The organism is Psychrobacter sp. Arc29, from assembly GCF_041431175.1.
Classification (GTDB): Bacteria; Pseudomonadota; Gammaproteobacteria; order Pseudomonadales; family Moraxellaceae; genus Psychrobacter.
Map to the genome: position 1 here is coordinate 602,394 of NZ_JASMRR010000001.1, position 21,225 is coordinate 623,618.

A 21,225-nucleotide genomic window follows, 5' to 3' on the forward strand; every position below is an offset into this window, starting at 1 on the left:
AAATACAAATTTAACCAACAGCTAATCGCCTAGCTAAATATACAAATAACCATATCATCTAAGGATTGATTATGTCTGACCAAGCCACGCATACTGCAGCCACTGGGACTGCAAAGATCACACCAAAAAATGCCGCTTTTGACTTCCGTAAATACCGTCCATTTGCCTTTGCGCCATCGCTGCCAGATCGTACGTGGCCGAGCAAAACAATTGAGAAGTCGCCAATATGGGCAAGTGTGGATCTGCGTGATGGTAACCAAGCACTGATTGATCCGATGACGATTGAACAAAAAATGCGTTTCTTTGAAACACTAGTAGAGGTTGGCTTTAAAGAAATTGAGATTGGTTTTCCATCAGCGGCGCAGGTTGAATTTGACTTTACCCGTAAACTTATCGAAGAAAACCACGTGCCTGATGATGTGACGCTACAAGTATTGGTACAGGCGCGTGAGCATTTAATCGCCCGTACTTTTGAATCATTAAAAGGCGCAAAACGTGCTGTCGTCCATGTCTACAATTCAACCAGCCGTGTACAGCGCGAAAAAGTCTATGCCAAAAACAAAGACGAAATTAAAGAGATTGCCATTACAGGCGCCAAATTATTGAAAGAGTATGCGGCCAAATACCCTGAGACTGAGTGGGTGTTTCAGTACTCGCCAGAGAGCTTTAGCCAGACAGAGACTGAGTATGCAGTAGAGGTTTGCGACGCGGTTTGTGATGTGTGGCAACCACAACAAGGCCAAGAGGTGATTTTTAACTTGCCAGCGACTGTTGAAGCATCTATGCCTAATGTCTTTGCGGATCAAGTAGAGTATTTCTGCCGCAATCTTCCCCAGCGTGAACATGTCATTATTAGTCTTCATACTCATAATGACCGTGGCTGTGCTGTAGCCGCGGCCGAATTGGGTGTGTTGGCAGGTGCAGATCGTATCGAGGGCACGTTGCTTGGTAATGGCGAGCGTACAGGTAACATGGATATTATGGTCATGGCCATGAACTTATTTAGCCAAGGTATCGATCCTGAGCTTGATTTTAGCAACATGAGTGAAATCGTACAGGTTGTGAGCGAGTGCAATAACTTACCATTGCATCCGCGTCATCCTTATGTGGGAGAGCTTGTCTTTACTGCCTTTAGTGGCTCACACCAAGATGCCATCAAAAAATCACTTGATTACAATGAAAACAATCAAACTGAGACTGACAACGTTTGGGATGTGGCTTACTTACCAATTGATCCCGCGCACATTGGTCGTAGCTATCAAGACGTGGTACGTATCAATAGCCAGTCAGGAAAAGGTGGTGTCGCGTATATCTTGCAGCGTAATTATGGATTTAACCTACCACGTTGGATGCAGATTGACTTTAGCCGAGTGGTACAAAAACAAGCTGAAGCGGCTGCGCGTGAATTGCAAAATGATGAAATTTTACAAACCTTTGAAAATACCTATTTGCAGCAAGGCAAGTTTGAGTTACTAGATTATAGTGTCAATAACAAAGGCGGTGAGGTGTATTTCAGCGGCCAAGTACAGATGAATAACGATACCATTGATATCGATGGTACGGGTAATGGTCCATTATCATCGTTTATCGACGGTCTTGCACAGCACACGGGTAAATCATTGCATATTATTAACTATGCAGAGCATGCCATTAACCCGCATCACAACAGTGGTAACGGTATCGATGATGATACCAATAGTGATAATAAAACCAATGCAAATGCCGCCGCTTATATCCAGCTAAATGTAGATGGCGAAGTGTACTCTGGCATCGGTACGTGTAGCAGCACAGTCTCAGCCATGCTAAAAGGAGCGTTATCAGCCTTTGCTCAGGCATTGAATGTAGAAGCGGCTTAGCATTAAATAGCGATATCGTGATACTTTACTGGTCTTAATTTTATAAATATATAACACCGTAGCTCCTTGTACTCAACAAGCAAAGCTACGGTGTTATTTTTTTATGAGTAGAAAGCGGCTAGATTATCAGGCATTATCTTACTTCAACGTCATTACTGACTAAGGTTTTGGCTATCGTTTGGATTAGAGTATTTTGCCCAATAGCATAATGTTACTTGTGTTTTTGGTGTCTACGACTTACGCTAATGTATATAAAATATTATAAATAAAAGGTTAATCATGGAACCTATATCATTTGCTTCATTTACATTAGCATCTATTCTGGCTTCATTGCCGGTGAATGGTGAGACGGTTACTGAGCCGACAATCACTACGCATATCAGTCCAGCCATTGCAGGACAGTGGGAGATAGATTTAAACAGTTCTATCACCATGACCAAAGACGCGAAAGCTCAGCAAACGGAATCATCGAATAGTCTGCAAAAAAACAGTGCAGAGCCTAAGGTGGTAGCTGATATGGACGGCGGCATAATCACTCAAAGTGAAGCACGCATACTAAACATTAAGCCGACTACCAGTAAAAACTTAATGGCGTCAGTCAACAAGTCGAATCAGTGCCGTGAGTTATATAATTTTGGTGCGGACAATGAGATGTGGGCGGTCAGTGGTAAAGAGTGGACATACGGTCGCTATCTAGTCACACATCGTGAAGAAGGGCTGCCAGTTATCGCTATCAAAACGGTCTATGATAATAATGAAGTAGATTGCTCAGGCAATCAGATTGATCAAACTGATGAAGCGTTGATCGCATTTTTGTACCACGACGGCAATCAAATGCAGTGGTGCGCTGATCCTGACGGTACAGAGTGCTTTATGACTTTTAATAGAGTATTGCCATAATAAGTAGCTTTTATCATACTGCACAGATTATTTGACATCTACTGAGCACAAAAAAGCCGCTATCAATATGGCGGCTTTTTTATGATTAGCTTTTGGTACTGCTATTCAAACAAGAGTTGGTGAACTTTTTACGATTTATAATCGTTTTGTTCTACGCCTCTTTCTTAGCTTTATTCGCAGTCAACATTTCTCGCTCAAGATAGTGAATGTTTTGTGCTTCTTTGGCAAAATTCTCATCTGCCAAAATCACATCACGATGTAGCGGTATATTGGTTTTGATACCTTCAATGATCAACTCATCAAGTGCGTGTATGGTCTTAGCAACGGCTTGCTGGCGAGTCTGACCATGACAGATAAGCTTACCAATGAGTGAATCATAGTAAGTCGGTATCTCATAGCCAGGGTATAGATGTGAGTCGAATCGAACGCCTGCGCCACTTGGCGCAAATAGTTGATTGACAGTACCAGGACAAGGAACAAAAGTTGCTGGATCTTCAGCATTGATACGACATTCAATCGCGTGACCTTGGATTTCAATCTCACTTTGACGATAAGATAAACCATAGCCGGCTGCAATTTTTAGCTGTTCAACGACGACGTCGATACCAGTGATCATCTCGGTTACTGGATGTTCAACTTGCACTCGAGTATTCATTTCAATAAAGAAAAATTCATTATTCTCAAACAAAAACTCAAACGTACCAGCGCCGCGGTATTTCACAAGCTCACAGGCTTTCACGCATGCTTTTAAGATGGGTTCGCGGACATCATCTGGGATATCTGGAGCAGGCGCTTCTTCTAGTACCTTTTGATGGCGACGCTGCAATGAGCAATCACGGTCATATAGGTGTATAGCATTGCCATTGCCATCACCCAGTACCTGTACTTCTACGTGGCGTGGGTTTTGTAGGTAGCGTTCCATATAGACGGTGTCATCACCGAACCAAAGCTCAGCTTCTTGCTTAGCAGCCTGTACTTGACCGACCAGCTCATCAAAGCGCTCAACGACGCGCATACCGCGTCCACCGCCGCCAGAGGCCGCTTTAATCAATAGCGGAAAACCAATATTGCGTGCTTGTTCTTCAGCATTATGTAGCGTAACGGCACCCACAGAACCGGGTACAGTTGGTACGCCCGCTTTTTTCATGGCGTTAATGGCAGAGACTTTATTGCCCATCAAGCGAATATGATCAGCATTAGGGCCAACGAAAGTCAATCCTGCTTCTTCTACGCGCTCAGCGAACTCAGCATTTTCAGACAAAAAACCATAACCCGGATGAATAGCATCCGCGCCAGTGATTTCAGCGGCAGTTAAGATAGTATTAATATCAAGATAACTTTGATTGGCATTAGGCTTACCAATACAAATTGCCTCATCAACAAAGCGCAGGTGCATCAAGTTGGCATCAGCAGTAGAGTAGACGCCTACCGTTTCGATACCTAGCGCTTTGCAAGCTCGAACGATACGCAGGGCAATCTCACCTCTATTGGCAATGAGCAATTTTTTTATCATGGGTTCATCCTTGTCGAAGCATCAGTTATTGACTGAGTTTTGATATATAGCATCCTATTATTTGACTTTGATGCGATATGTATATCAAAAACCAGCCATAATGAAATAAAGTATGGCAAATATCGTTACGCTTTATAACGTATGACAGGTTGGCCGAACTGTACGACTTCAGAATTATCTACCAAGATTTCGTCAACAATACCACTTTGAGTCGCTTCAAGAGGGTTCATGATTTTCATAGCTTCGATAATACCTAGAGTATCACCCGCTTGAACTTTTTGACCAACTTTTACAAATGGTGGGTCGTTAGGACTTGGTGCTGAATAGAAAACACCAACCATCGGCGAGTTTTCGACGCTCCCCGCTTTTTCCGCAGGTTTTCCTTCAGCAGCAATAGGCGCTGCGCTAGCAGTTGGCGCTGCCATCATGGCTGGTGCAGGCGCATCATAGTGACGAGTTAAGCTAATATGCTCGTCATCTGAACTGATTTCTAAATTAACCAGTTCACTTTCTTCCATAAGGGCGATGAGGGTGCGTATTTTTTCAATATCCATAGTTTTTATCTGACCTTGTACTAAATTCGAGAAATAGTGTAACTAAATATTGTCTAATTAGTTGCTAATGATACCTAGATTCAGAGCAATGAGCAATCAATGTACAGTTGTTAACTGAGATTTTTTACATATTTTGACGTAAGCCATGTTTTCAGTAAGAAATCATCTACGATTCATCATAGTCTATGTGACTAAGTATCGCTAGCAATGGTTATGAGATGTGACGTTTTAATCAATCAGTTTCAACCCCACAGTGCTGTTAAACGTCTTTGCTGATAGCGAAGACGAAGGGTCAAGAGAATAGAAGATAAGAACAGGCCGGTGATTAATGCCATCCAAAAGCCTTGAGCGCCAACATCAGTGAAACGCACTAAATAGATACCCAGTGGTAGCGCCACTAACCAATAGCAAAAAAGCGTTACCCACATCGGTATGGTGGTGTCTTGCATACCGCGTAATATACCAGCGACATTGACCTGCCAGCCATCAAATAACTGATAGGCAAGGGCAAAGATGAGCAAATGCATAGACTCCGCTCTAACCGCTGGATTATCGGTAAATGCTGCTGCCAACTCTGGTCTAAATAGCCATATGCCAAGCATACAAGTGAGCGCAATCAATACTGTCCAGACAAGTCCAGTGGCTTGTACTTGACGGAGTGCTAAGAGGTTTTTTTGACCATAACGATTTGAGACCATAATGGTGAGTGCCATCGCGACGGATATCGGTATCATAAATAGCTGTGACGTTACTGATAAAGCCACTTGATGCGACGCTGTTGCAAGCTCTCCTAGCGGACTGATAACAAGAGCGCCCAAACTGAATAAACTGGCCTCAAAAAAGATAGAGACACCAATAGGAATACCCAATTTTAGAAGTTTTTTGATCTGTGTGCGATTTGGACTAGTAAAACCATAAAAAAAGCGCGTACCAGCAAACTCTTGTCGCTTAGTAAAGCTGGTATAAATAGCCAGCAACAGGACGTTGATCCATAATACCAGTGCGGTCGCCACACCGCAGCCTGCACCGCCCATCTCGGGCATACCAAATAAACCATGGATAAAAATATAGTTCAGAGGAATATCTGCAAGCAGACCGACAATACTAATAACCGTTACCGGCTCAGGTCGACCAAGCGCTTCGCAATAACTACGTAACACAGCATAGACAGCCAACGCAGGGAAACCAAAAGACACACCATGTAAATATTGTGTTGCTATAGGCTGAATGTTCTCAGGCACACCCATGATGCCAAGGACATTGGGTGCCAAATTGACAACAATAAAACCAATAAGGCCAAGAGCGCCTGCTGTCCATAAGGACTGCTGAGTAATATGAGGAACCTGATGATGCTGGTCCTGACCGACAGCCTCACCAATGAGAGGGGTAGTGGCAATCAACACACCTGTTGCTAATAAAAACAGCGGTAGCCAAATGCCAGATCCAACTGCCACGGCCGCCAAATCAAGCGCAGATACTTGGCCTGCCATAATGGCATCGACAACCCCAAGCGCTGCTTGGCAAAACTGAGTAATCAAGATAGGTAGGGCGAGGACCCCTAAGCGTAAACTGTAGCTTTTGAAGTCTCTGAAAGATAATGGGAAAACCATGGTAAGCAACTTTTTATTCTTTGCGATAATTGTTATGAAAATAGTAACGGTGAACAAGCATATACCGTCGTCAATTCAATATTGACACAGTATGAGAAGAGTCGTGCCGACGATGATACTCCGATAAACAATATGAGCAAGCTTATACAGACGGAGTAAGAAAATAAAAGTGAAGGCACTAAAATAAAAATAACCCGTCAATCCAAGCAGTAGATTGACAGGTCATATACATATAAGATGGTAAAGAAGCCAGACTATGATGTCAACGATTTAGAAGCGCTATGTGAATACTCGTCTTAAGCTTTTTTACCTGGGTATTGATAATCAGTAGGTTCAGTAGATAGAGGGTCAAGCTAATTGGTGTGTTCTGGCAGTAGTTCGAGTGTCTCGGCCATGTCCATAATCGCGTGCCAGTGTTTGGGCTCTAATGGAATGACCGTTAATTGCTCGCAGCCCTTTCTCAGCAGTAATGAGTCTTCAAGCGTAGGCAAAAATTTCAGCTCTGATAACGGTAACACCTCTGTAAACGCTTGCTCAAAAGTGAGATCCACCATATACCAGCGTGGCTCTTCTTCGGTTGCAATAGGATCATAGTGACGATGCTCGGGGTGGAATTGAGTGGGGTCAGGGTAGCCTGCTTGACTGACCGTCATAATACCAGCCACACCAGAGGGCCTTGCACTAGAATGATAAAAGAACACTTTATCACCGACTTTCATATCGTCACGCATGAAGTTGCGAGCGCGGTAGTTGCGGACACCATCCCAGCTATCTGTATCCAATCGTTGTAAATCGTGAATACCAAAAAACTTTGGGTTTGATTTCATTAACCAATAAGCCATATGTCTTATCCTTTGCTTCATTTTTACATTTAATCTTTAACATTGTCAGGGTGCGTTTTTTATTAATCAGCTTTCAAGCGCGCCGCAAATTTAATGGTTATATTCTGAATACAGCGCTGCGCTTTGGATGCTGTACTGGTAATATCTCTTTATATACTGCCTGCAAGTTACCATGGTGAATAGGGGATTTGTACGTGGCTTTATGCGTGGCTTTGTTAATAGTTTTACGTTAGTTAGGCTTTTCTTTATATCATCTAGCCGTTATCCTAGCGATACTTTTGATACTGATCATCATTTCCCATTACACAATAAGTTTATTTATGTCCAAAATGAATGCTGATAGCTCGCCGAATAACCTTGATACGTTGCAACTCACAGAAAAGATGACAGATACTAGCGTTGTAGAGGTGACGAGCATTCCACTGTCGCTCTATATCCATATCCCATGGTGTGTGAAAAAATGTCCTTACTGCGACTTCAACTCGCATGAGCTTCCTATAGACAGTCAGTTGTCTATGTATGATGACTATGTCGATGCGCTCCTTTTGGATGCGAATATGCAACAGTTATTAGCGCAAGGGCGTCAAATCAGCTCAATATTTATTGGCGGTGGCACACCATCACTATTGCCAATTGCTCAGTATCAGCGACTGTTTTCTGGTTTGCGGTCATGTTTTGAATTTGCAGAGGACATCGAGATTACGATGGAGGCCAATCCAGGGACACTCGAGCATGCGCCATTTGCTCAGTATCTAGAGGTTGGTATCAATCGATTATCTATCGGCGTACAGAGCTTTGACGCTGATAAGCTCAAAGTGCTTGGACGTATCCATGATCCTGTACAAGCGTTATCAGCGATTCGTGCTGCTAGGGCTGCTGGATTTACGCGAGTCAATGTCGATCTCATGCATGGTCTGCCGCAGCAAACCATGAACGAAGCATTAAATGACATTCAGATGGCGCACGATGCTGGCGCAACGCATATCTCATGGTATCAATTAACGATTGAGCCCAACACGGTGTTTTATCGTAGTCAGCCTATTTTACCCGATGAAGACAATTTGGCAGATATCGAACAAGCGGGGCAAACGCTGTTGCAGCAATTGGGGTACAGCAATTATGAGGTGTCTGCATGGGCGGGAGAGTCAGATAAGCCTTGCCGTCACAATATCAACTATTGGCAGTTTGGCGACTATCTAGCGATAGGTGCTGGTGCACATGGTAAAGTGACGATTGATTGTCACGCAGACAGGGATAGTAAGCTGTCAATAGAAAGTAATAAGTCAGAAAACGATTTGTTAGCAGAATCTGGCATCTATCGTTTTAGCAAATCACGTTTGCCAAAAGATTATGTAGGAGATATAGAGACAGAAACATCCAAGACCACTCAAAACGTACCAAAAATGGTTGGTTGGCAAGCAATCGATAGAGATGAGCTCGTTAGCGAGTTTATGCTAAATGTACTGCGCTTACATGGCGGTGTCGCTTGGGCGTTGTTTGAGCAGAGAACAGGATTGAGGCTCGACAGTATTGCTAAACAAATTGACAGTCTGATCAAACAAGGGTTATTAGTGGATAGTGATACGCAGTTGCAACCGACTGTGTTAGGTCAGCGTTATCTCAATCAAATACTGCGTGCTTTTTTATAGTATCGATAAAGTGGATGTGCAGTAACTACTTAAAATAAAGAATCCGTGACCAAAAAAAAGGACTTACAAAATAGTAAGTCCCTCAAAAAATCTAAAACAATCAAACCTTAGATTTTGTTTTGTACTTCTTGTGCGCTACCAGATACAGCATTACCAGCGCTTGATACGTCTTGGCCCAAGCCTTTGAACGTGTTGCAACCAGTTAGAACAAACATAGCAGCTAAAGATGCGATGATTACTTTTTTCATAATAATATCCTCAAAGATAAATGGATGGTTTATAAATAACAACAGTGAGGCTAAACGGCAAGTTTAAGCATCACTGAAGGGGTATTGGATGAGACAGTCATACATAAATGCTATCTCGCTATCCATTACAGACATCATAGTGAAAGTTAAAAACCCTGCACAGTATCAAAATGTAATTATTGGCAGTAAACTGTAACTTTCAATTACCTATCGCTCATAAATTTAAATAATAGAGCATCGACCGTTTGTGGAGTAAACAAATATGACCATTCATATCGTGTTGGTCGCCCCAAAAATGCCGAGTAATACTGGCAATATTATTCGACTGTGTGCCAACAGCGGCGCGCAGCTGCATTTAGTCAGACCGTTAGGGTTTGAGCTTGATGATAAGAAACTACGCCGCGCAGGTCTTGATTATCATGAATACGCACATTTGCAGGTGCATGATGATTGGACAGCCGCACGGCAGGCGTTGCAAGCCGCCGACTGCCATATTGTCACGGCTTTAACAACCAAACTGAGCAAACCATTCTATGATTATGATTTTGGCGGGCAAGTAAACAGTGAAAAACCTGACAATAAAGCCATGCCCAATATCGCGTTAGTATTTGGTTCAGAGACAGCAGGACTGGCAGATGATATACGGGAAGATATCGGTGCCGATAATTGGTTGAGATTACCAATGTTGGCTGATTCGCGCAGTCTGAATTTATCCAATAGTGTCGCCATATGCTTGTATGAAATATGGCGACAGCAAGGATTCTTAGGTGATGAAGGTCGTAGTATCGGATATGAGACCTTGACAGTCTATGACCCAAAATAGATATTCATACAATCAATTGAACAACAACTATCCAAACACACTTTATAAGCAGTTGGGCGGCTTGGGTAGTCCTGCTAAGCGGTTGACATGGCGCGCCACCAAACCAGTATTAAATAGCTGCTGTAGTTTTTGGTTGCTAATGTCGTGCTCAGGCAAAGTTTTCTGTAGCCATTTAATCAGTGGGCGTGTCGCTGGTGCATGATTAAACTTGATGAAAAATGCGCGCACTTGCTGCAAGATTTGTAAGTGCTCACTCGTTAGGCTGACATCTAGTGTGTCTGCCAGTTGTTGTGCGATATCAGTTGTCCAAATTGTATGGTCACATAAATGACCATCTTGATCTAATGCAATATCGGTCGATGCTGTGGCAGTATGAGTTGTCGTAGAGGTATGAGTCGTCATAAGGCAATCGTCACCACTTTATCAAACTGACTATCCTGAGATAGGCTAATCCATTCTTCATCCGTTAAAATGCCAGTCAATTTGCTCTCTAAATTTAGCTTGCCAGTGGTATTCGCCGTCAGCTGCGCTATATCATCCGCTAATGCATAAATACCTGCAATACCATCTATTTCACTATCATTCAAATAGGCGTTGAGCCAGTCAATAAAAGCGGCTGTGGTACCAAGTAGGATAATACTGTCGCCAGTGCGCCAAGTGCGAGACATCTCTTCAGCACTGCGCCTGAGGGTATCCATCGTGCTGTGTAATTGATATAAAGTTGCCATAACAGTGTCCAAGTGTGTGCTTTATTATTTTATAAGTTTGATTATATTGCCAATTAAAAGGTTAAAATCTGCTCAAAATCTTGCGAGCGGATCATTTCTGGCACTAGCATGAGCTGTGAAGTCAGATCTACTGGCAGCATCCCGATCACCCAACCACTAAAGACATCATCAGGTAGCCAAGCCGCTGGCATGTCGTAAAGATCAAGCGACTGAATCATACCGTGCAAACGTGATTCAGGCTGCATCAATAAGCCAAAAACAGGTGCATCTAAGTATAGCTGCACTTCATGACCGAATGTCGCTAATGTCAGTGCCAATGCACTGCCTTCATAGCTTGCTGCTTCGGTGGGTGTATGCAGCTGGATTAATAATCTCATCATGTATTCCTAAATATATTTGTCGCAGGCTAATGTCGCAATAGATGCGCTATCAAAACTGTATTAAGCGGCAGCCATCCTGCATCATCAGAGCGAGCTCACTGAGTCCCACCAACGTAAATCCTGTCGCCATATTGTCACCATTAAGCTGATGGCGGGTACTGTTATCTGCGTCACTCACACCGCGGCCAAGAGCCGTGCTGACACAAACAGGAAGTGGTAACTGATATTGTTCAGCCAACATTTGCCACTCTTTGGTCAAATTCATTTGATCAGCTGACTGCCAGCGTAGCCGATTCGCTAGATGAGCAGAATCTCCATAAAAAAAGACATTGAGCAACGCCGGTTTGGTGTTAGGATTGTCGATGTCTTCTTTATCGATGATATCGTCTGCATTACTATCGATATTATGATCAGCCGATGCGCTCTTAAGATACGCGCGCGCATAGCGTAATGCTAAATGCGCTAATGGATGACTAGGATCAGCGGTAATGAGTAGTAATGGGGTAGTAGTCATAGGGGGCAGTATCACATATTATAAATAGGCGTTTAGAGAGTGTTATAAGGGTAAGACAGTATTATTGAAAGGCTATAAATGTTTTGTGTAAAGCAATCTAATCGATTTATAGTCGAGTTTTAATATTTCTTAATACCATTGAGTCAAAACGCTATTTTTATTGAGTATAAAGGTGCGCTGCAATGAGGCTATCTCAAAGCATTTTGATTAAAGACGTTTATGCTACCATAAAGCGGCTCAAAGCAAATAGAGTCACTGTTACTAAACAGGGCTTTATGTTTTGTAATGATATATTGAGTATGTTCATCTGATGCTGTGACTGTCTCGTAAGAAAAAACAATAAACTTATGAGTTGGGTTCACGTAGTCTTACCATTCTATGTAAGGAGTTTTTGTCACTATGTTACCTGCTATGCCCTCACGTATGAACAGTGGTACAGATTATCAGCCGACAGCAGAGCAACTGCAAGTACTGCAAACAGCCAGTGAGTTTGCTTATCAAATTTGGGAGAGCCGAACGGTTTCCTGCCAAACGTTTTTGCGTAGCTACCCACTAAACAGTACCCTGACTCGTCAGCAAATCGATGATCTGATACAAGATTATACGCTAGATGAAAACTATCAACTCGCTGATGAAACGAAAGTCATGAGTGGCTTACGTAATTTGCGTAAGCTGTTAATGATGCGCTGGATTTGGCAAGATGCTTTGCAGATGATTAGTCTTGAGCAATTGACTGATGAGCTATCAGAGTTTGCAGGCGGTTGTATCTCCTTTGCCAAGGACTATACCTATCAGCATTTGATTGCTAAATACGGTGAGCCAACTTTTATCAATGAACAAGGCAATGTGCAGATCGATGATATGGCTATCATGGCCATGGGTAAGCTTGGTGCTCAGGAACTCAATTTATCGAGCGATATTGACCTAATATTTGTACATCAAGCGCGCGGCGAAACCAATGGTGACAAGGCAAAGGGCACGCGTAGCATAGACAATAAACGTTTTATGACTCGTCTTGGTCAAGGGATTATTAAGCTGCTTGATAATAAAACAGCTGACGGTTTTGTCTTTCGGGTTGATATGCGCTTGCGTCCATGGGGTGATGGCAGTGATTTGGCCATCCATCTGTCCGCATTACAAAAATACTTTACGATGCATGGGCGCGCGTGGGAGCGTTTTGCTTGGCTAAAAGCACGGGTCGTTGGTCAGATAGACCAGCCATTTTATGATGCGATTCAGGCACTAATCAAGCCATTTGTCTTTCGTTATTATGTGGATTACAGTGCGTTTTCAGCACTCAGGGAGATGAAGTCTCTCATTCAAAATCAAGTTGCACAGCGTGAAGATCTAGACAATATTAAGCTTGGCGCGGGCGGTATCAGAGATATTGAGTTTATTGTACAAGCGTTTCAGCTGATCTACGGAGGTCGGCATCCTCAGCTACAAGTAAAGCCTTGTTTGGAAGCGATGCAAGTGTTGCGTGAGCTTGGATACTTAGAGCAGATTACCTACGATAATCTACAAGCTGCGTATCGGTTTTTGCGTCGACTTGAGCATGCGATTCAAGCCATTAACGATCAGCAAACCCAAAGACTGCCGCATGATGCTTATTGGCAGCATAATCTCGCAGTGACGCTTGGGTTTGATGATTGGCAGGCATTACTGACCCAATTAAATGCTCATCGAGACAATGTTAATGTGCCATTTGAACGTATGGTGACAGAGCGTCAAGTACCTGACAATGATGATACCGATCTAGAGCCGGAGCATTTAGAAGCGCAAATTGCGCGTCTAAACGAGGTACTAACAGAAGAAAATCGCGAGTCATTGCAGAATTTTTGGCAATCAAAGATGGTCGCCAACCTCAGCGAGGAAGCCCGAGAGCGCTTAGATGATGCGTATCCTGTTATTGTCCACGCGCTATTAGCTCATCAAGAGCAGCAAAAACTTGCCAACGCTGCCTTACCGCGATTGATTGCATTGCTTGAAGCCATTTGCCGACGTTCAATTTACTTGGTCATGATTGCAGAAAACCCCAATGCAACGATTGAGTTGATTCCGATGCTATCGGCGAGCCCATGGATTGCAAAAGAGCTAGCACAATACCCTGTATTATTAGACACCTTTTTACAACAGCACTATCGCCACCTGCCAGATAAGCCTGAGCTGCGTGATATCCTGCGCCAACAGCTATTGCGTGTCGAACCCAATGACGAAGAAGAGCTGCTAAGCGTCTTGCGACTATTCAAGAAAAACCAAGTATTGGCTGTGGCTGCCAGTGATGTGTTGGCTGAGCGCCCGATCATGAAAGTATCAGACTCATTGACCTATATTGCTGAAGTGGTGCTAGAAGCCGCACTAGAGCGTGCGTTTGCAGAGATCGTCAACCGCTATGGCTATCCGATTGGTCAAGATGGTGATCCAGTGACTGAAGCAGAATGTGGCTTCGCGATTATCGGTTATGGCAAGCTTGGTGGACTAGAGCTCTCGTATTCTTCCGACTTGGATTTGGTATTCTTGCATAAGATAAAAGAGCAGGGCATGACCACTGGTGAGAAATCGGTGAGTGGAATGAAGTTTGCCGCGCGTCTTGTACAAAAGCTGATGAACTATCTCAATACCCAAACGCGAGATGGTAGGGCATACGAGATTGACATGCGTCTGCGTCCGTCGGGCAACGCTGGCATGATGGTGGTATCTTGTCATGCCTTTGAAACCTATCAAATGGACAAAGCGTGGTCATGGGAGCATCAGGCATTGGTACGTGCTCGGGCGATTTGTGGTGACAGACGAGTGACTGCGCGTTTTTGTGACATTCGCCGAGATGTGCTGGCGCTGCCGCGGACATTAGAGCAAGTACGCTCTGAGGTCACCAGTATGCGTATCAAAATGCAGAAGCACTTGGGCACCAGCCAGTGGCAACAGCAATCGGGCAAGTTTCATCTCAAACAAGATGCAGGCGGTATTGTAGACATTGAATTCTTGGCGCAGTTTGCGGTGTTGGCCTATTCACATGAGTATATAAGCTTGACCAAATGGAGCGACAATGTCCGTATTTTTGAAGAAGTTGCTCTGCTTGGTATATGGCAAGAGCAAGTCTGTCAGGAGTTGACCGATGCCTATCTGAGAATACGTGCTGCCACTCATCAACTGGCACTATCAGAGCAGTCATTATTGGTCGATGAATCGCTCTGGCAGGAGACGCGCGCACTGGTACAAGCGCAGTGGCAGCATCTAATGGGTGTAGAATCTAACGAAGAATAATCGTGAGATTTGTTTTTATTAAGGCCTTGCTGATAACCAAAGAGACGCTTAAACTGTAAGGCCTTATAATAACTAAAAAGCGTAATTAAAAACTATATGGTCTCAAACCAAAAGATTTCATTTGCCAATACGGCCAGTGATATAATCGATCACACATCATCTTAATACTGTCAGCTGTTCGTCATAATGAAGCTGTGCTTTAAGCAATAAAAATGGGCACTGCGGTGTTATCATACGATGTTGATCACTACTGTTAAATAAAACCTACCTAAAAAAAGTTAGACGTCAGTGCTAGCATAAGGATTATAAAATGAATATGGCAACACAAGATGGTAAGCTTTGGATGAATGGCACGATGATTGAACAGCCAGATGCTAAAGTTCATGTGCTTACCCATAGCTTGCATTATGGCATGGCTGTGTTTGAAGGCGTGCGTGCTTACCAAACCGCTGATAATCGCACGGCTATTTTTCGCCTAAAGGAACACACTGAACGTCTACTTGGTTCGGCAAAAATCTTTCAAATGGACGTGCCGTTTGATGCGGCCACGCTAGAGCAAGCACATAAAGATGTGGTCAAGCAAAATAACTTGGCAGAAGCCTATATTCGTCCGCTTATTTGGGTAGGTGCAGAAAAGCTTGGCTTATCTTCGCGTGACAACAGCATCAATGCTATGGTTGCTGCGTGGCATTGGGGTGCGTATCTTGGTGAGGAAGGTATCAAAAATGGCATCCGTGTAAAAACCTCTTCATTCACGCATCATATGCCAAACGTCACTATGTGTAAGGCAAAAGCCTCAAGTAACTATCCTGTGTCTATCATGGCCAACCAAGAAGTCACTCGTAATGGTTATGACGAAGCTATCTTGATGGATCCGCAAGGGTATGTGTGTCAGGGTGCTGGCGAGAACTTATTCCTGGTAAAAGATGGCGTGCTACATACGCCAGATTTAGCGGGCGGTGCACTTGATGGTATTACTCGTCGTACTATCCTTCAGTTCGCGGCTGATCTAGACATCAAAGTCGTTGAACGCCGTATCACTCGTGATGAGTTCTACCTAGCAGACGAGATCTTTATGACAGGTACCGCTGCTGAAGTGACACCTATTCGCGAGTACGATGATCGCACTATCGGGAATGGCGGCCGAGGACCATTGACTGAGAAACTGCAGACTTTATACTTTGATGTGGTTCATGGTCGTAACGAGCAATATATGGATTGGTTAAGCTTTATTGACTAATAAAGTCGTTAGTTTAAAGACCAAAAAGGCTGAACATAATTGTTCAGTCTTTTTTTTATGCTAATATAGCCATCATATTTATTCTTAAGATTAAAGCGAGCAGTCCATGCCAATAGATTCTAGTACAGCAGATAATAAAAATATCAAACAAATTATTTGTATTAAATGGGGTACAAAGTACGGGGCTGATTATGCCAATAAATTGTATGGCATGGTATCTCGCAATATTACGCCACCGTTTCGCTTTGTCTGTTTTACCGATGATACCACCGATGTACGTCCAGAAATCGAATGTCAAGAATTGCCACCATTAGATGTCACCATGCCAACCAACACACTTGGCAAGTGGCCAAAGTCTCGTTTGTGGGGTGAGAAGTTAGGTGATTTGACAGGGACAGTATTATTTGTAGATTTGGATGTGATCATAGTAGACAGCCTCGATCCTTTCTTCGAATACGGCGAGCCAGATGATGTTATTTTATCTTATAATCCGAGTAACCCATTAGAGCGCTTGGGGCAAACGTCTTGCTTTAGATTCAAGATAGGCTCGCTTGTATCATTACAAGAAAAATTCAAAGCCGATCCACAAGGTATTGCTGATGAGTATCGTTTTGAGCAGCGCTTCGTCACTCGTAATGCGCCAGGCGGTGTCAAGCTGTTTCCAAAAGCATGGGTTGCGCACTTTAGACGCAAATGCCGTCAACCGTTCCCACTTAACTATATCAAAGAGCCAAAGATTCCTAAAGGTGCTCGAATTGTTATTTTCCCTGGCGACTTATATCCTACACATGCGATCGAAGGTAGATATAATAAAAATGCTGCTAACAATGCCAAAGATCACTTAAAAAGATTGACTGAGCCCAAAAATCTAAAAAGACCGCTACGTCATTTGCGTCATTTTATCTTGCCAGTAGGGTGGATCGAAAAGTACTGGAAAGAATAGGTTCCATTATATAGTTGAGTATTATCGCATTGCATTAGCAGAGATAAATATTAGTCAGTGAACGGATAAAATTATGAATACAGAAGATACTATTAAAGTCTTTGTTGGTTGTGACCCAAATAACTGTGATCTAGAGCAGATGATGGTATTAGATTATAGTATTCATAAACATACCAGTGCACCCGTTGAGATAGTATGGATGCAGCTGTCACGCGATCCTAATAACTATTGGTATTCTAATCCTGAGACTGGAGAAGGTTGGAATACCACTAAATGGTCAACGCCTTTTTCAGGCTTTCGCTGGGCAATTCCAGAATACTGTCAATACTCTGGTCGTGCCATCTACATGGACGCTGATGTCATTATTTTAGATGATTTGGCAAAGCTGTGGCACCATCCTATTGAAGGACAGTCTGTTGTAGCTGCTAAGACTAATGCGGATATGACTCGGTTGTGTACCTGCGTATGGGATTGCAAGGCGGCGAAAAACACTGTCCTGCCAATTCAGAAACTCAGGAAAGATCCTAAAAGCCATAAAGAAATGATGGCTGTATTTAAAAATAATAATCAGCTCATTGAGCCTTATCAGGATAGTTACAACTGTATAGATGGCGAAAACTTAGCGTTAGAAGATATTAGGATTTTGCATTATTCAGATATGGGTACACAGTTCAGTCATAAATATTCATTACCTAGAGTCAGTGAAGAAGGTATCGAGCATTGGTTTGACGGTGAAATAATGTCGCACCCAAGGCAGGATTTATCTGAGGTTTTTGATGAATATTATAACAAAGCACTTGCTGCTGGATACGATTTAGACAGTTATAGGGTAGAACCTTTCGGTCATTTTCCTAAAAAATCTCAAGAAGGTTATACCGGTAATAAGGTGACTCGTCCACACGCATCTAAATCATTTTTTTCGAAGCTATTTAAACGCTAGTTTTTTAATGAAGCAATGATAAGCCTTTTTAAGAAGGTGAAAACTTACTCCATAGGTTATCGTGTATGAAGCAGCATAAAAAAACAGTGTTACTCGTTATTAATTGTCTACAAGGCGGCGGTGCGGAACGTGTCGTATTAACATTGGGGCAAGGGTTTTATGAATTGGGCTATGAAGTACATATTCTAAGATTTAAGCCGTTAGTACAGTATGACTTAAGTCCGAATCTTAATTACCATGTACTTAAGTTTAAGCCGTATAAGCTTATACCAGGGGCACAAAGACGTGACCAGATTTTTGCACGTGCTGTTGATAAATACGTGTCGAAAAATATCGGTCAGCCTGACATCATACTGTCCAACCTAGATCGTGCCGATAGTATTCTAAGTAATAGTAAACTGCCTAATATCACTTATATTATTCATAACACAGTATCACTACTTTATAAGTTTAATAAAAATCACGACGCTGAGCAGTTAAAGCAAAGAATGATAGATATATATGCCAAGCACCCTTGTGTGTGCGTCAGTGAAGGCGCTCAAAAAGACTTTATCAAAAGCTTTGGTCATATTACGCCAACCACTGCCATTCATAATCCAATTGATAAAAACAGTATTCAACAACAAGCCGATGCTTTTGTTCCTGACTATCAGAACTATATTATCCATGTGGGTAGTTTCAAAGATGCCAAACGGCATGATGTATTAGTAAAGGCTTACGCAAAAACAGATCAATCTATGCCGTTACTGCTCTTGGGTCAAGGGAAGCATAAAAGTGAAATAGAGCGACTGGTAACAGAGTTAAGCCTAGAAGACAAAGTAATATTTTTAGGATTTCGTGATAATCCCTTTCCTTATATCAAAAATGCGCAGTTTAAGATATTGACCTCTGACTGGGAAGGTTTTGCTTTGGTTATTGCCGAAGCCCTCGTACTAAATACGCCTGTTATCAGTACCAATTGTCCATCAGGCCCAAGTGAGTTATTGCCTGAAAGTAACTTGATGCCGATGGGCGATGTTGATGCCATTGCCGCAAAAATGCAGCAAGCGATGAGTAATCCGCAAGCGTTTCATTCGCCATTCGATGAAGCGCTGCTACCAGCCAAAATAGCAGAAAAATACGTAGAATTTACTCAAAATCTATAGCTGGCACAACAGTTGGGTCGCTATATCTCTGAATTATAATATTTATTTTTAAGAATATTTAATAAATGATTAATAATATAGAAAAAAAAGAAAATTCGAATAGTAAAGAAAAAGTGCTATTGGTTATTAACTGCTTGCAAGGTGGCGGTGCAGAGCGTTCGGTCTTGACGCTGGGACAAGGTTTTCACGAGTTAGGTTATGACGTTCATATTCTACGCTTTAAATCTAAAGTAGCTTATGAGCTCAATGATGATATTACTTATCATCAACTGGACCTAAATGATTATAAATCTATACCTACTAAACGTCTTAGGTACTGGTATTTTGCAAAAATATTAGATAGATACGTGCTCAAAGAGATTGGCACTCCAACATTGACACTAGCGAATTTAGACAAAGCCGATATGGTCTTGCGCCATAGTAGTCTGCCCAATATCGCACACGTAATTAGAAATACTATTTCTAAAAAAATTGAATTGTTTAGAAGCCAAGGCAAAAAAGCAAATGATAAAAGATTAAGCAATATATATTCTCGGCATCCTTGCATATGCATTAGTAAAGGAGTCGAAAAAGACTTTCGGTCTACATTGGGTGTTACAAATACAATGACAATATACAACCCAATTGACCAAAGACAGATTGTGCAATCGGCGTCAGAGTTTGAGCCAGAGTTCGACAGTTACATTATTCACGTTGGTAGTTTTAAGACTCAAAAAGCTCATGAAGTATTGATTAGAAGTTATGCAAAGACTCGGAAAACATTGCCACTTTTATTATTGGGTGAAGGTGTATTGCTAGAGTCAATTAAAGAGCTGGTTACTTCTTTAGGTTTGGATAAGCATGTACATTTTTTAGGTTTTCAAAAAAATCCATATCCTTACATCCAAAAAGCACAGTTTATGGTTTTGTCATCAGTCTTTGAGGGATTTGGACGTGTTATTGCTGAAGCACTGGCTTTAGGGACACCTGTTATCAGTACGGACTGCCCATCGGGTCCAAGTGAGTTACTACCACCACATAACCTTGTCCCTGTGGGAGATATTGATGCATTAGCTAAGAAGATGAATGAAGCGATGGAGAAGGCTGATACATATCAGTCCTCGTTTGACAGAGAGCTATTACCAATTAATATTGCTCAACAATATATAGATTTTATGAGAACTAATGGTTAGACATTACTCGGTTACAGCCTTGATAAAAAGTGTAGGTCGTAGTCGTGTAGTAATATATAAGAGAGATAGACTAATCCAACCACCATTTAGACCAATCATCTCTGTGCAACTGCCGTAGAGTAGCAAAAGCACTATCATTATTCTGCAGTTTTTCAAACACTGCCAGTAACATGGTTGTGGCCAATTTATCAACTTTCTGAAATTTATTATAGCGTTTTCGCATATTTCTCAAGCTATCATCGGTGCCGATACGAAAATAAGTAAGACCATCGTATAGAGGCAGGTCACCGGCATAAAGCATATCGGTTTTTTCAGCTAGCAATGGCATAGATTTAGCATTAGTGGATAACTGCAGAAAGTTTTTGGTCTCATAAGTACGTAAAGTATTCATTAGAGTTACAACATTCATCAAAATAGCTGCTCTATGAGTATTGTCTGAATGATCAATAAACGTATCGCAAGCAGAGACAATCCAGCGCAACGACAGATGTGTCAATAAATAGTCGCTCTCTGCTTCCCATAGTCTTTCAAATTCAGCGAATGTTTTATCTATTTTGTACTTACGGCGCATTAGTATAATAAGCGTGTTGTGATAAAAGCAGAGCTCAGACTCACCAAGCGATTTGTATTTCAAATTATTCAAATGGTTTTCTAAATCTGTGCTTTTACGCTCATCGGTTAACGCTTCAATATCACACATTGATTCAGTAATGGTTGTTGCTTTCATCTCATCAAAGCTTCTATCATTATAGGTTTTGATAATCTTACCCGCATTCAATCTTTTTTCGCTTCGAAAGATCAATAGCAATTTTCTCTGCCAACTTGAAGGTGTAGCCATGTTATCAAAATCCTCTAAAAATATATAAAGATATTAGCGCCTTAATCTCTATAATATAAGTCTTAG

The 21,225-nt window shown here is 42.2% G+C and carries 20 protein-coding genes; 10 read left to right on the plus strand and 10 right to left on the minus strand.

What is annotated here, in order from left to right:
* Positions 1–71 precede the first annotated feature (71 nt).
* Positions 72–1,856, plus strand: coding sequence for a 2-isopropylmalate synthase (gene leuA / locus QO189_RS02550; protein WP_371531377.1), 1,785 nt, complete (start codon positions 72–74; stop codon positions 1,854–1,856).
* A 279-nt stretch (positions 1,857–2,135) separates the two neighbouring features.
* On the plus strand, positions 2,136–2,756 hold the full coding sequence (locus QO189_RS02555) for a hypothetical protein (RefSeq protein WP_371531378.1): 621 nt from the start codon (positions 2,136–2,138) through the stop codon (positions 2,754–2,756).
* A gap of 151 nt (positions 2,757–2,907) precedes the next feature.
* Here QO189_RS02555 and accC read toward each other — a convergent pair whose 3' ends face one another.
* The 4 genes from accC to QO189_RS02575 all read right to left on the minus strand — a co-directional run bounded on the left by accC (position 2,908) and on the right by QO189_RS02575 (position 7,275).
* Positions 2,908–4,269, minus strand: coding sequence for an acetyl-CoA carboxylase biotin carboxylase subunit (accC, locus tag QO189_RS02560; RefSeq protein ID WP_075106156.1), 1,362 nt, complete (start codon positions 4,267–4,269; stop codon positions 2,908–2,910).
* A 125-nt stretch (positions 4,270–4,394) separates the two neighbouring features.
* A complete protein-coding gene (accB, locus tag QO189_RS02565) occupies positions 4,395–4,823 on the minus strand; it encodes an acetyl-CoA carboxylase biotin carboxyl carrier protein (RefSeq protein ID WP_075106157.1) in 429 nt (142 codons plus the stop codon).
* 242 nt (positions 4,824–5,065) lie between these two features.
* On the minus strand, positions 5,066–6,433 hold the full coding sequence (locus QO189_RS02570) for an MATE family efflux transporter (RefSeq protein WP_371531459.1): 1,368 nt from the start codon (positions 6,431–6,433) through the stop codon (positions 5,066–5,068).
* A gap of 353 nt (positions 6,434–6,786) precedes the next feature.
* Positions 6,787–7,275 carry an EVE domain-containing protein gene (locus tag QO189_RS02575; protein ID WP_371531379.1) on the minus strand — a complete coding sequence of 163 codons (489 nt, stop codon included), beginning with the start codon at positions 7,273–7,275 and terminating at the stop codon, positions 6,787–6,789.
* 383 nt (positions 7,276–7,658) lie between these two features.
* Between QO189_RS02575 and hemW the strand changes: the two genes are divergently transcribed.
* Positions 7,659–8,924 carry a radical SAM family heme chaperone HemW gene (gene hemW / locus QO189_RS02580; RefSeq protein WP_371531460.1) on the plus strand — a complete coding sequence of 422 codons (1,266 nt, stop codon included), beginning with the start codon at positions 7,659–7,661 and terminating at the stop codon, positions 8,922–8,924.
* 107 nt (positions 8,925–9,031) lie between these two features.
* On the opposite strand, the gene QO189_RS02585 is transcribed toward hemW, so the two are convergent.
* A complete protein-coding gene (locus QO189_RS02585; protein WP_201600641.1) occupies positions 9,032–9,172 on the minus strand; it encodes an entericidin A/B family lipoprotein in 141 nt (46 codons plus the stop codon).
* Between the two features lie 262 nt (positions 9,173–9,434).
* On the opposite strand from QO189_RS02585, the gene QO189_RS02590 reads away from it, so the two are divergent.
* Complete coding sequence (locus tag QO189_RS02590; protein WP_371531380.1) at positions 9,435–9,995, plus strand: tRNA (cytidine(34)-2'-O)-methyltransferase; 561 nt, start codon at positions 9,435–9,437, stop codon at positions 9,993–9,995.
* Between the two features lie 42 nt (positions 9,996–10,037).
* On the opposite strand, the gene QO189_RS02595 is transcribed toward QO189_RS02590, so the two are convergent.
* From QO189_RS02595 to tusD, 4 genes are read right to left on the minus strand one after another with little or no spacing between them, the layout of a single operon-like run.
* Positions 10,038–10,397, minus strand: coding sequence for a TusE/DsrC/DsvC family sulfur relay protein (locus QO189_RS02595; protein WP_371531381.1), 360 nt, complete (start codon positions 10,395–10,397; stop codon positions 10,038–10,040).
* On the minus strand, positions 10,394–10,723 hold the full coding sequence (locus QO189_RS02600) for a hypothetical protein (RefSeq protein WP_201600647.1): 330 nt from the start codon (positions 10,721–10,723) through the stop codon (positions 10,394–10,396). The genes QO189_RS02595 and QO189_RS02600 overlap by 4 nt, the downstream gene beginning before the upstream one ends.
* 53 nt (positions 10,724–10,776) lie before the next feature.
* Positions 10,777–11,100, minus strand: a complete 324-nt coding sequence (locus QO189_RS02605; protein WP_371531382.1) for a hypothetical protein — start codon at positions 11,098–11,100, stop codon at positions 10,777–10,779.
* A 52-nt stretch (positions 11,101–11,152) separates the two neighbouring features.
* Positions 11,153–11,617 carry a sulfurtransferase complex subunit TusD gene (gene tusD, locus QO189_RS02610; RefSeq protein WP_371531383.1) on the minus strand — a complete coding sequence of 155 codons (465 nt, stop codon included), beginning with the start codon at positions 11,615–11,617 and terminating at the stop codon, positions 11,153–11,155.
* Positions 11,618–12,016: 399 nt separating this feature from the next.
* Here tusD and glnE point away from each other — a divergent pair, with 399 nt between their 5' ends.
* From glnE to QO189_RS02640, 6 genes are all read left to right on the plus strand, one after another.
* Positions 12,017–14,881: a bifunctional [glutamate--ammonia ligase]-adenylyl-L-tyrosine phosphorylase/[glutamate--ammonia-ligase] adenylyltransferase gene (gene glnE, locus QO189_RS02615; protein ID WP_371531384.1), complete on the plus strand. Its 2,865-nt coding sequence runs from the start codon at positions 12,017–12,019 to the stop codon at positions 14,879–14,881.
* Between the two features lie 310 nt (positions 14,882–15,191).
* On the plus strand, positions 15,192–16,121 hold the full coding sequence (locus QO189_RS02620) for a branched-chain amino acid transaminase (RefSeq protein WP_102092191.1): 930 nt from the start codon (positions 15,192–15,194) through the stop codon (positions 16,119–16,121).
* A 106-nt stretch (positions 16,122–16,227) separates the two neighbouring features.
* Positions 16,228–17,064: a glycosyl transferase gene (locus QO189_RS02625; RefSeq protein ID WP_102092851.1), complete on the plus strand. Its 837-nt coding sequence runs from the start codon at positions 16,228–16,230 to the stop codon at positions 17,062–17,064.
* 73 nt (positions 17,065–17,137) lie between these two features.
* Positions 17,138–18,004: a glycosyltransferase gene (locus QO189_RS02630; protein ID WP_371531385.1), complete on the plus strand. Its 867-nt coding sequence runs from the start codon at positions 17,138–17,140 to the stop codon at positions 18,002–18,004.
* A 65-nt stretch (positions 18,005–18,069) separates the two neighbouring features.
* Positions 18,070–19,149 carry a glycosyltransferase gene (locus tag QO189_RS02635; protein ID WP_371531386.1) on the plus strand — a complete coding sequence of 360 codons (1,080 nt, stop codon included), beginning with the start codon at positions 18,070–18,072 and terminating at the stop codon, positions 19,147–19,149.
* A 65-nt stretch (positions 19,150–19,214) separates the two neighbouring features.
* Positions 19,215–20,321, plus strand: coding sequence for a glycosyltransferase (locus tag QO189_RS02640; protein ID WP_371531387.1), 1,107 nt, complete (start codon positions 19,215–19,217; stop codon positions 20,319–20,321).
* A 70-nt stretch (positions 20,322–20,391) separates the two neighbouring features.
* Here the strand turns inward: QO189_RS02640 and QO189_RS02645 are convergent, their stop codons facing one another.
* Positions 20,392–21,159: a hypothetical protein gene (locus QO189_RS02645; RefSeq protein ID WP_371531388.1), complete on the minus strand. Its 768-nt coding sequence runs from the start codon at positions 21,157–21,159 to the stop codon at positions 20,392–20,394.
* Positions 21,160–21,225 lie beyond the last annotated feature (66 nt).

Bases quoted from the DNA above. Each gene is read 5' to 3' on its own strand.
- glnE (WP_371531384.1), top strand. From the start codon at position 12,017: ATGTTACCTGCTATGCCCTCACGTATGAACAGTGGTACAGATTATCAG.
- QO189_RS02585 (WP_201600641.1), bottom strand. From the start codon at position 9,172: ATGAAAAAAGTAATCATCGCATCTTTAGCTGCTATGTTTGTTCTAACT.
- QO189_RS02555 (WP_371531378.1), top strand. From the start codon at position 2,136: ATGGAACCTATATCATTTGCTTCATTTACATTAGCATCTATTCTGGCT.
- QO189_RS02640 (WP_371531387.1), top strand. From the start codon at position 19,215: ATGATTAATAATATAGAAAAAAAAGAAAATTCGAATAGTAAAGAAAAA.
- hemW (WP_371531460.1), top strand. From the start codon at position 7,659: ATGACAGATACTAGCGTTGTAGAGGTGACGAGCATTCCACTGTCGCTC.
- QO189_RS02575 (WP_371531379.1), bottom strand. From the start codon at position 7,275: ATGGCTTATTGGTTAATGAAATCAAACCCAAAGTTTTTTGGTATTCAC.
- QO189_RS02595 (WP_371531381.1), bottom strand. From the start codon at position 10,397: ATGACGACTCATACCTCTACGACAACTCATACTGCCACAGCATCGACC.
- accC (WP_075106156.1), bottom strand. From the start codon at position 4,269: ATGATAAAAAAATTGCTCATTGCCAATAGAGGTGAGATTGCCCTGCGT.
- QO189_RS02600 (WP_201600647.1), bottom strand. From the start codon at position 10,723: ATGGCAACTTTATATCAATTACACAGCACGATGGATACCCTCAGGCGC.
- tusD (WP_371531383.1), bottom strand. From the start codon at position 11,617: ATGACTACTACCCCATTACTACTCATTACCGCTGATCCTAGTCATCCA.
- QO189_RS02630 (WP_371531385.1), top strand. From the start codon at position 17,138: ATGAATACAGAAGATACTATTAAAGTCTTTGTTGGTTGTGACCCAAAT.
- leuA (WP_371531377.1), top strand. From the start codon at position 72: ATGTCTGACCAAGCCACGCATACTGCAGCCACTGGGACTGCAAAGATC.
- QO189_RS02620 (WP_102092191.1), top strand. From the start codon at position 15,192: ATGAATATGGCAACACAAGATGGTAAGCTTTGGATGAATGGCACGATG.
- QO189_RS02570 (WP_371531459.1), bottom strand. From the start codon at position 6,433: ATGGTTTTCCCATTATCTTTCAGAGACTTCAAAAGCTACAGTTTACGC.
- QO189_RS02635 (WP_371531386.1), top strand. From the start codon at position 18,070: ATGAAGCAGCATAAAAAAACAGTGTTACTCGTTATTAATTGTCTACAA.
- accB (WP_075106157.1), bottom strand. From the start codon at position 4,823: ATGGATATTGAAAAAATACGCACCCTCATCGCCCTTATGGAAGAAAGT.
- QO189_RS02605 (WP_371531382.1), bottom strand. From the start codon at position 11,100: ATGAGATTATTAATCCAGCTGCATACACCCACCGAAGCAGCAAGCTAT.
- QO189_RS02625 (WP_102092851.1), top strand. From the start codon at position 16,228: ATGCCAATAGATTCTAGTACAGCAGATAATAAAAATATCAAACAAATT.
- QO189_RS02590 (WP_371531380.1), top strand. From the start codon at position 9,435: ATGACCATTCATATCGTGTTGGTCGCCCCAAAAATGCCGAGTAATACT.
- QO189_RS02645 (WP_371531388.1), bottom strand. From the start codon at position 21,159: ATGGCTACACCTTCAAGTTGGCAGAGAAAATTGCTATTGATCTTTCGA.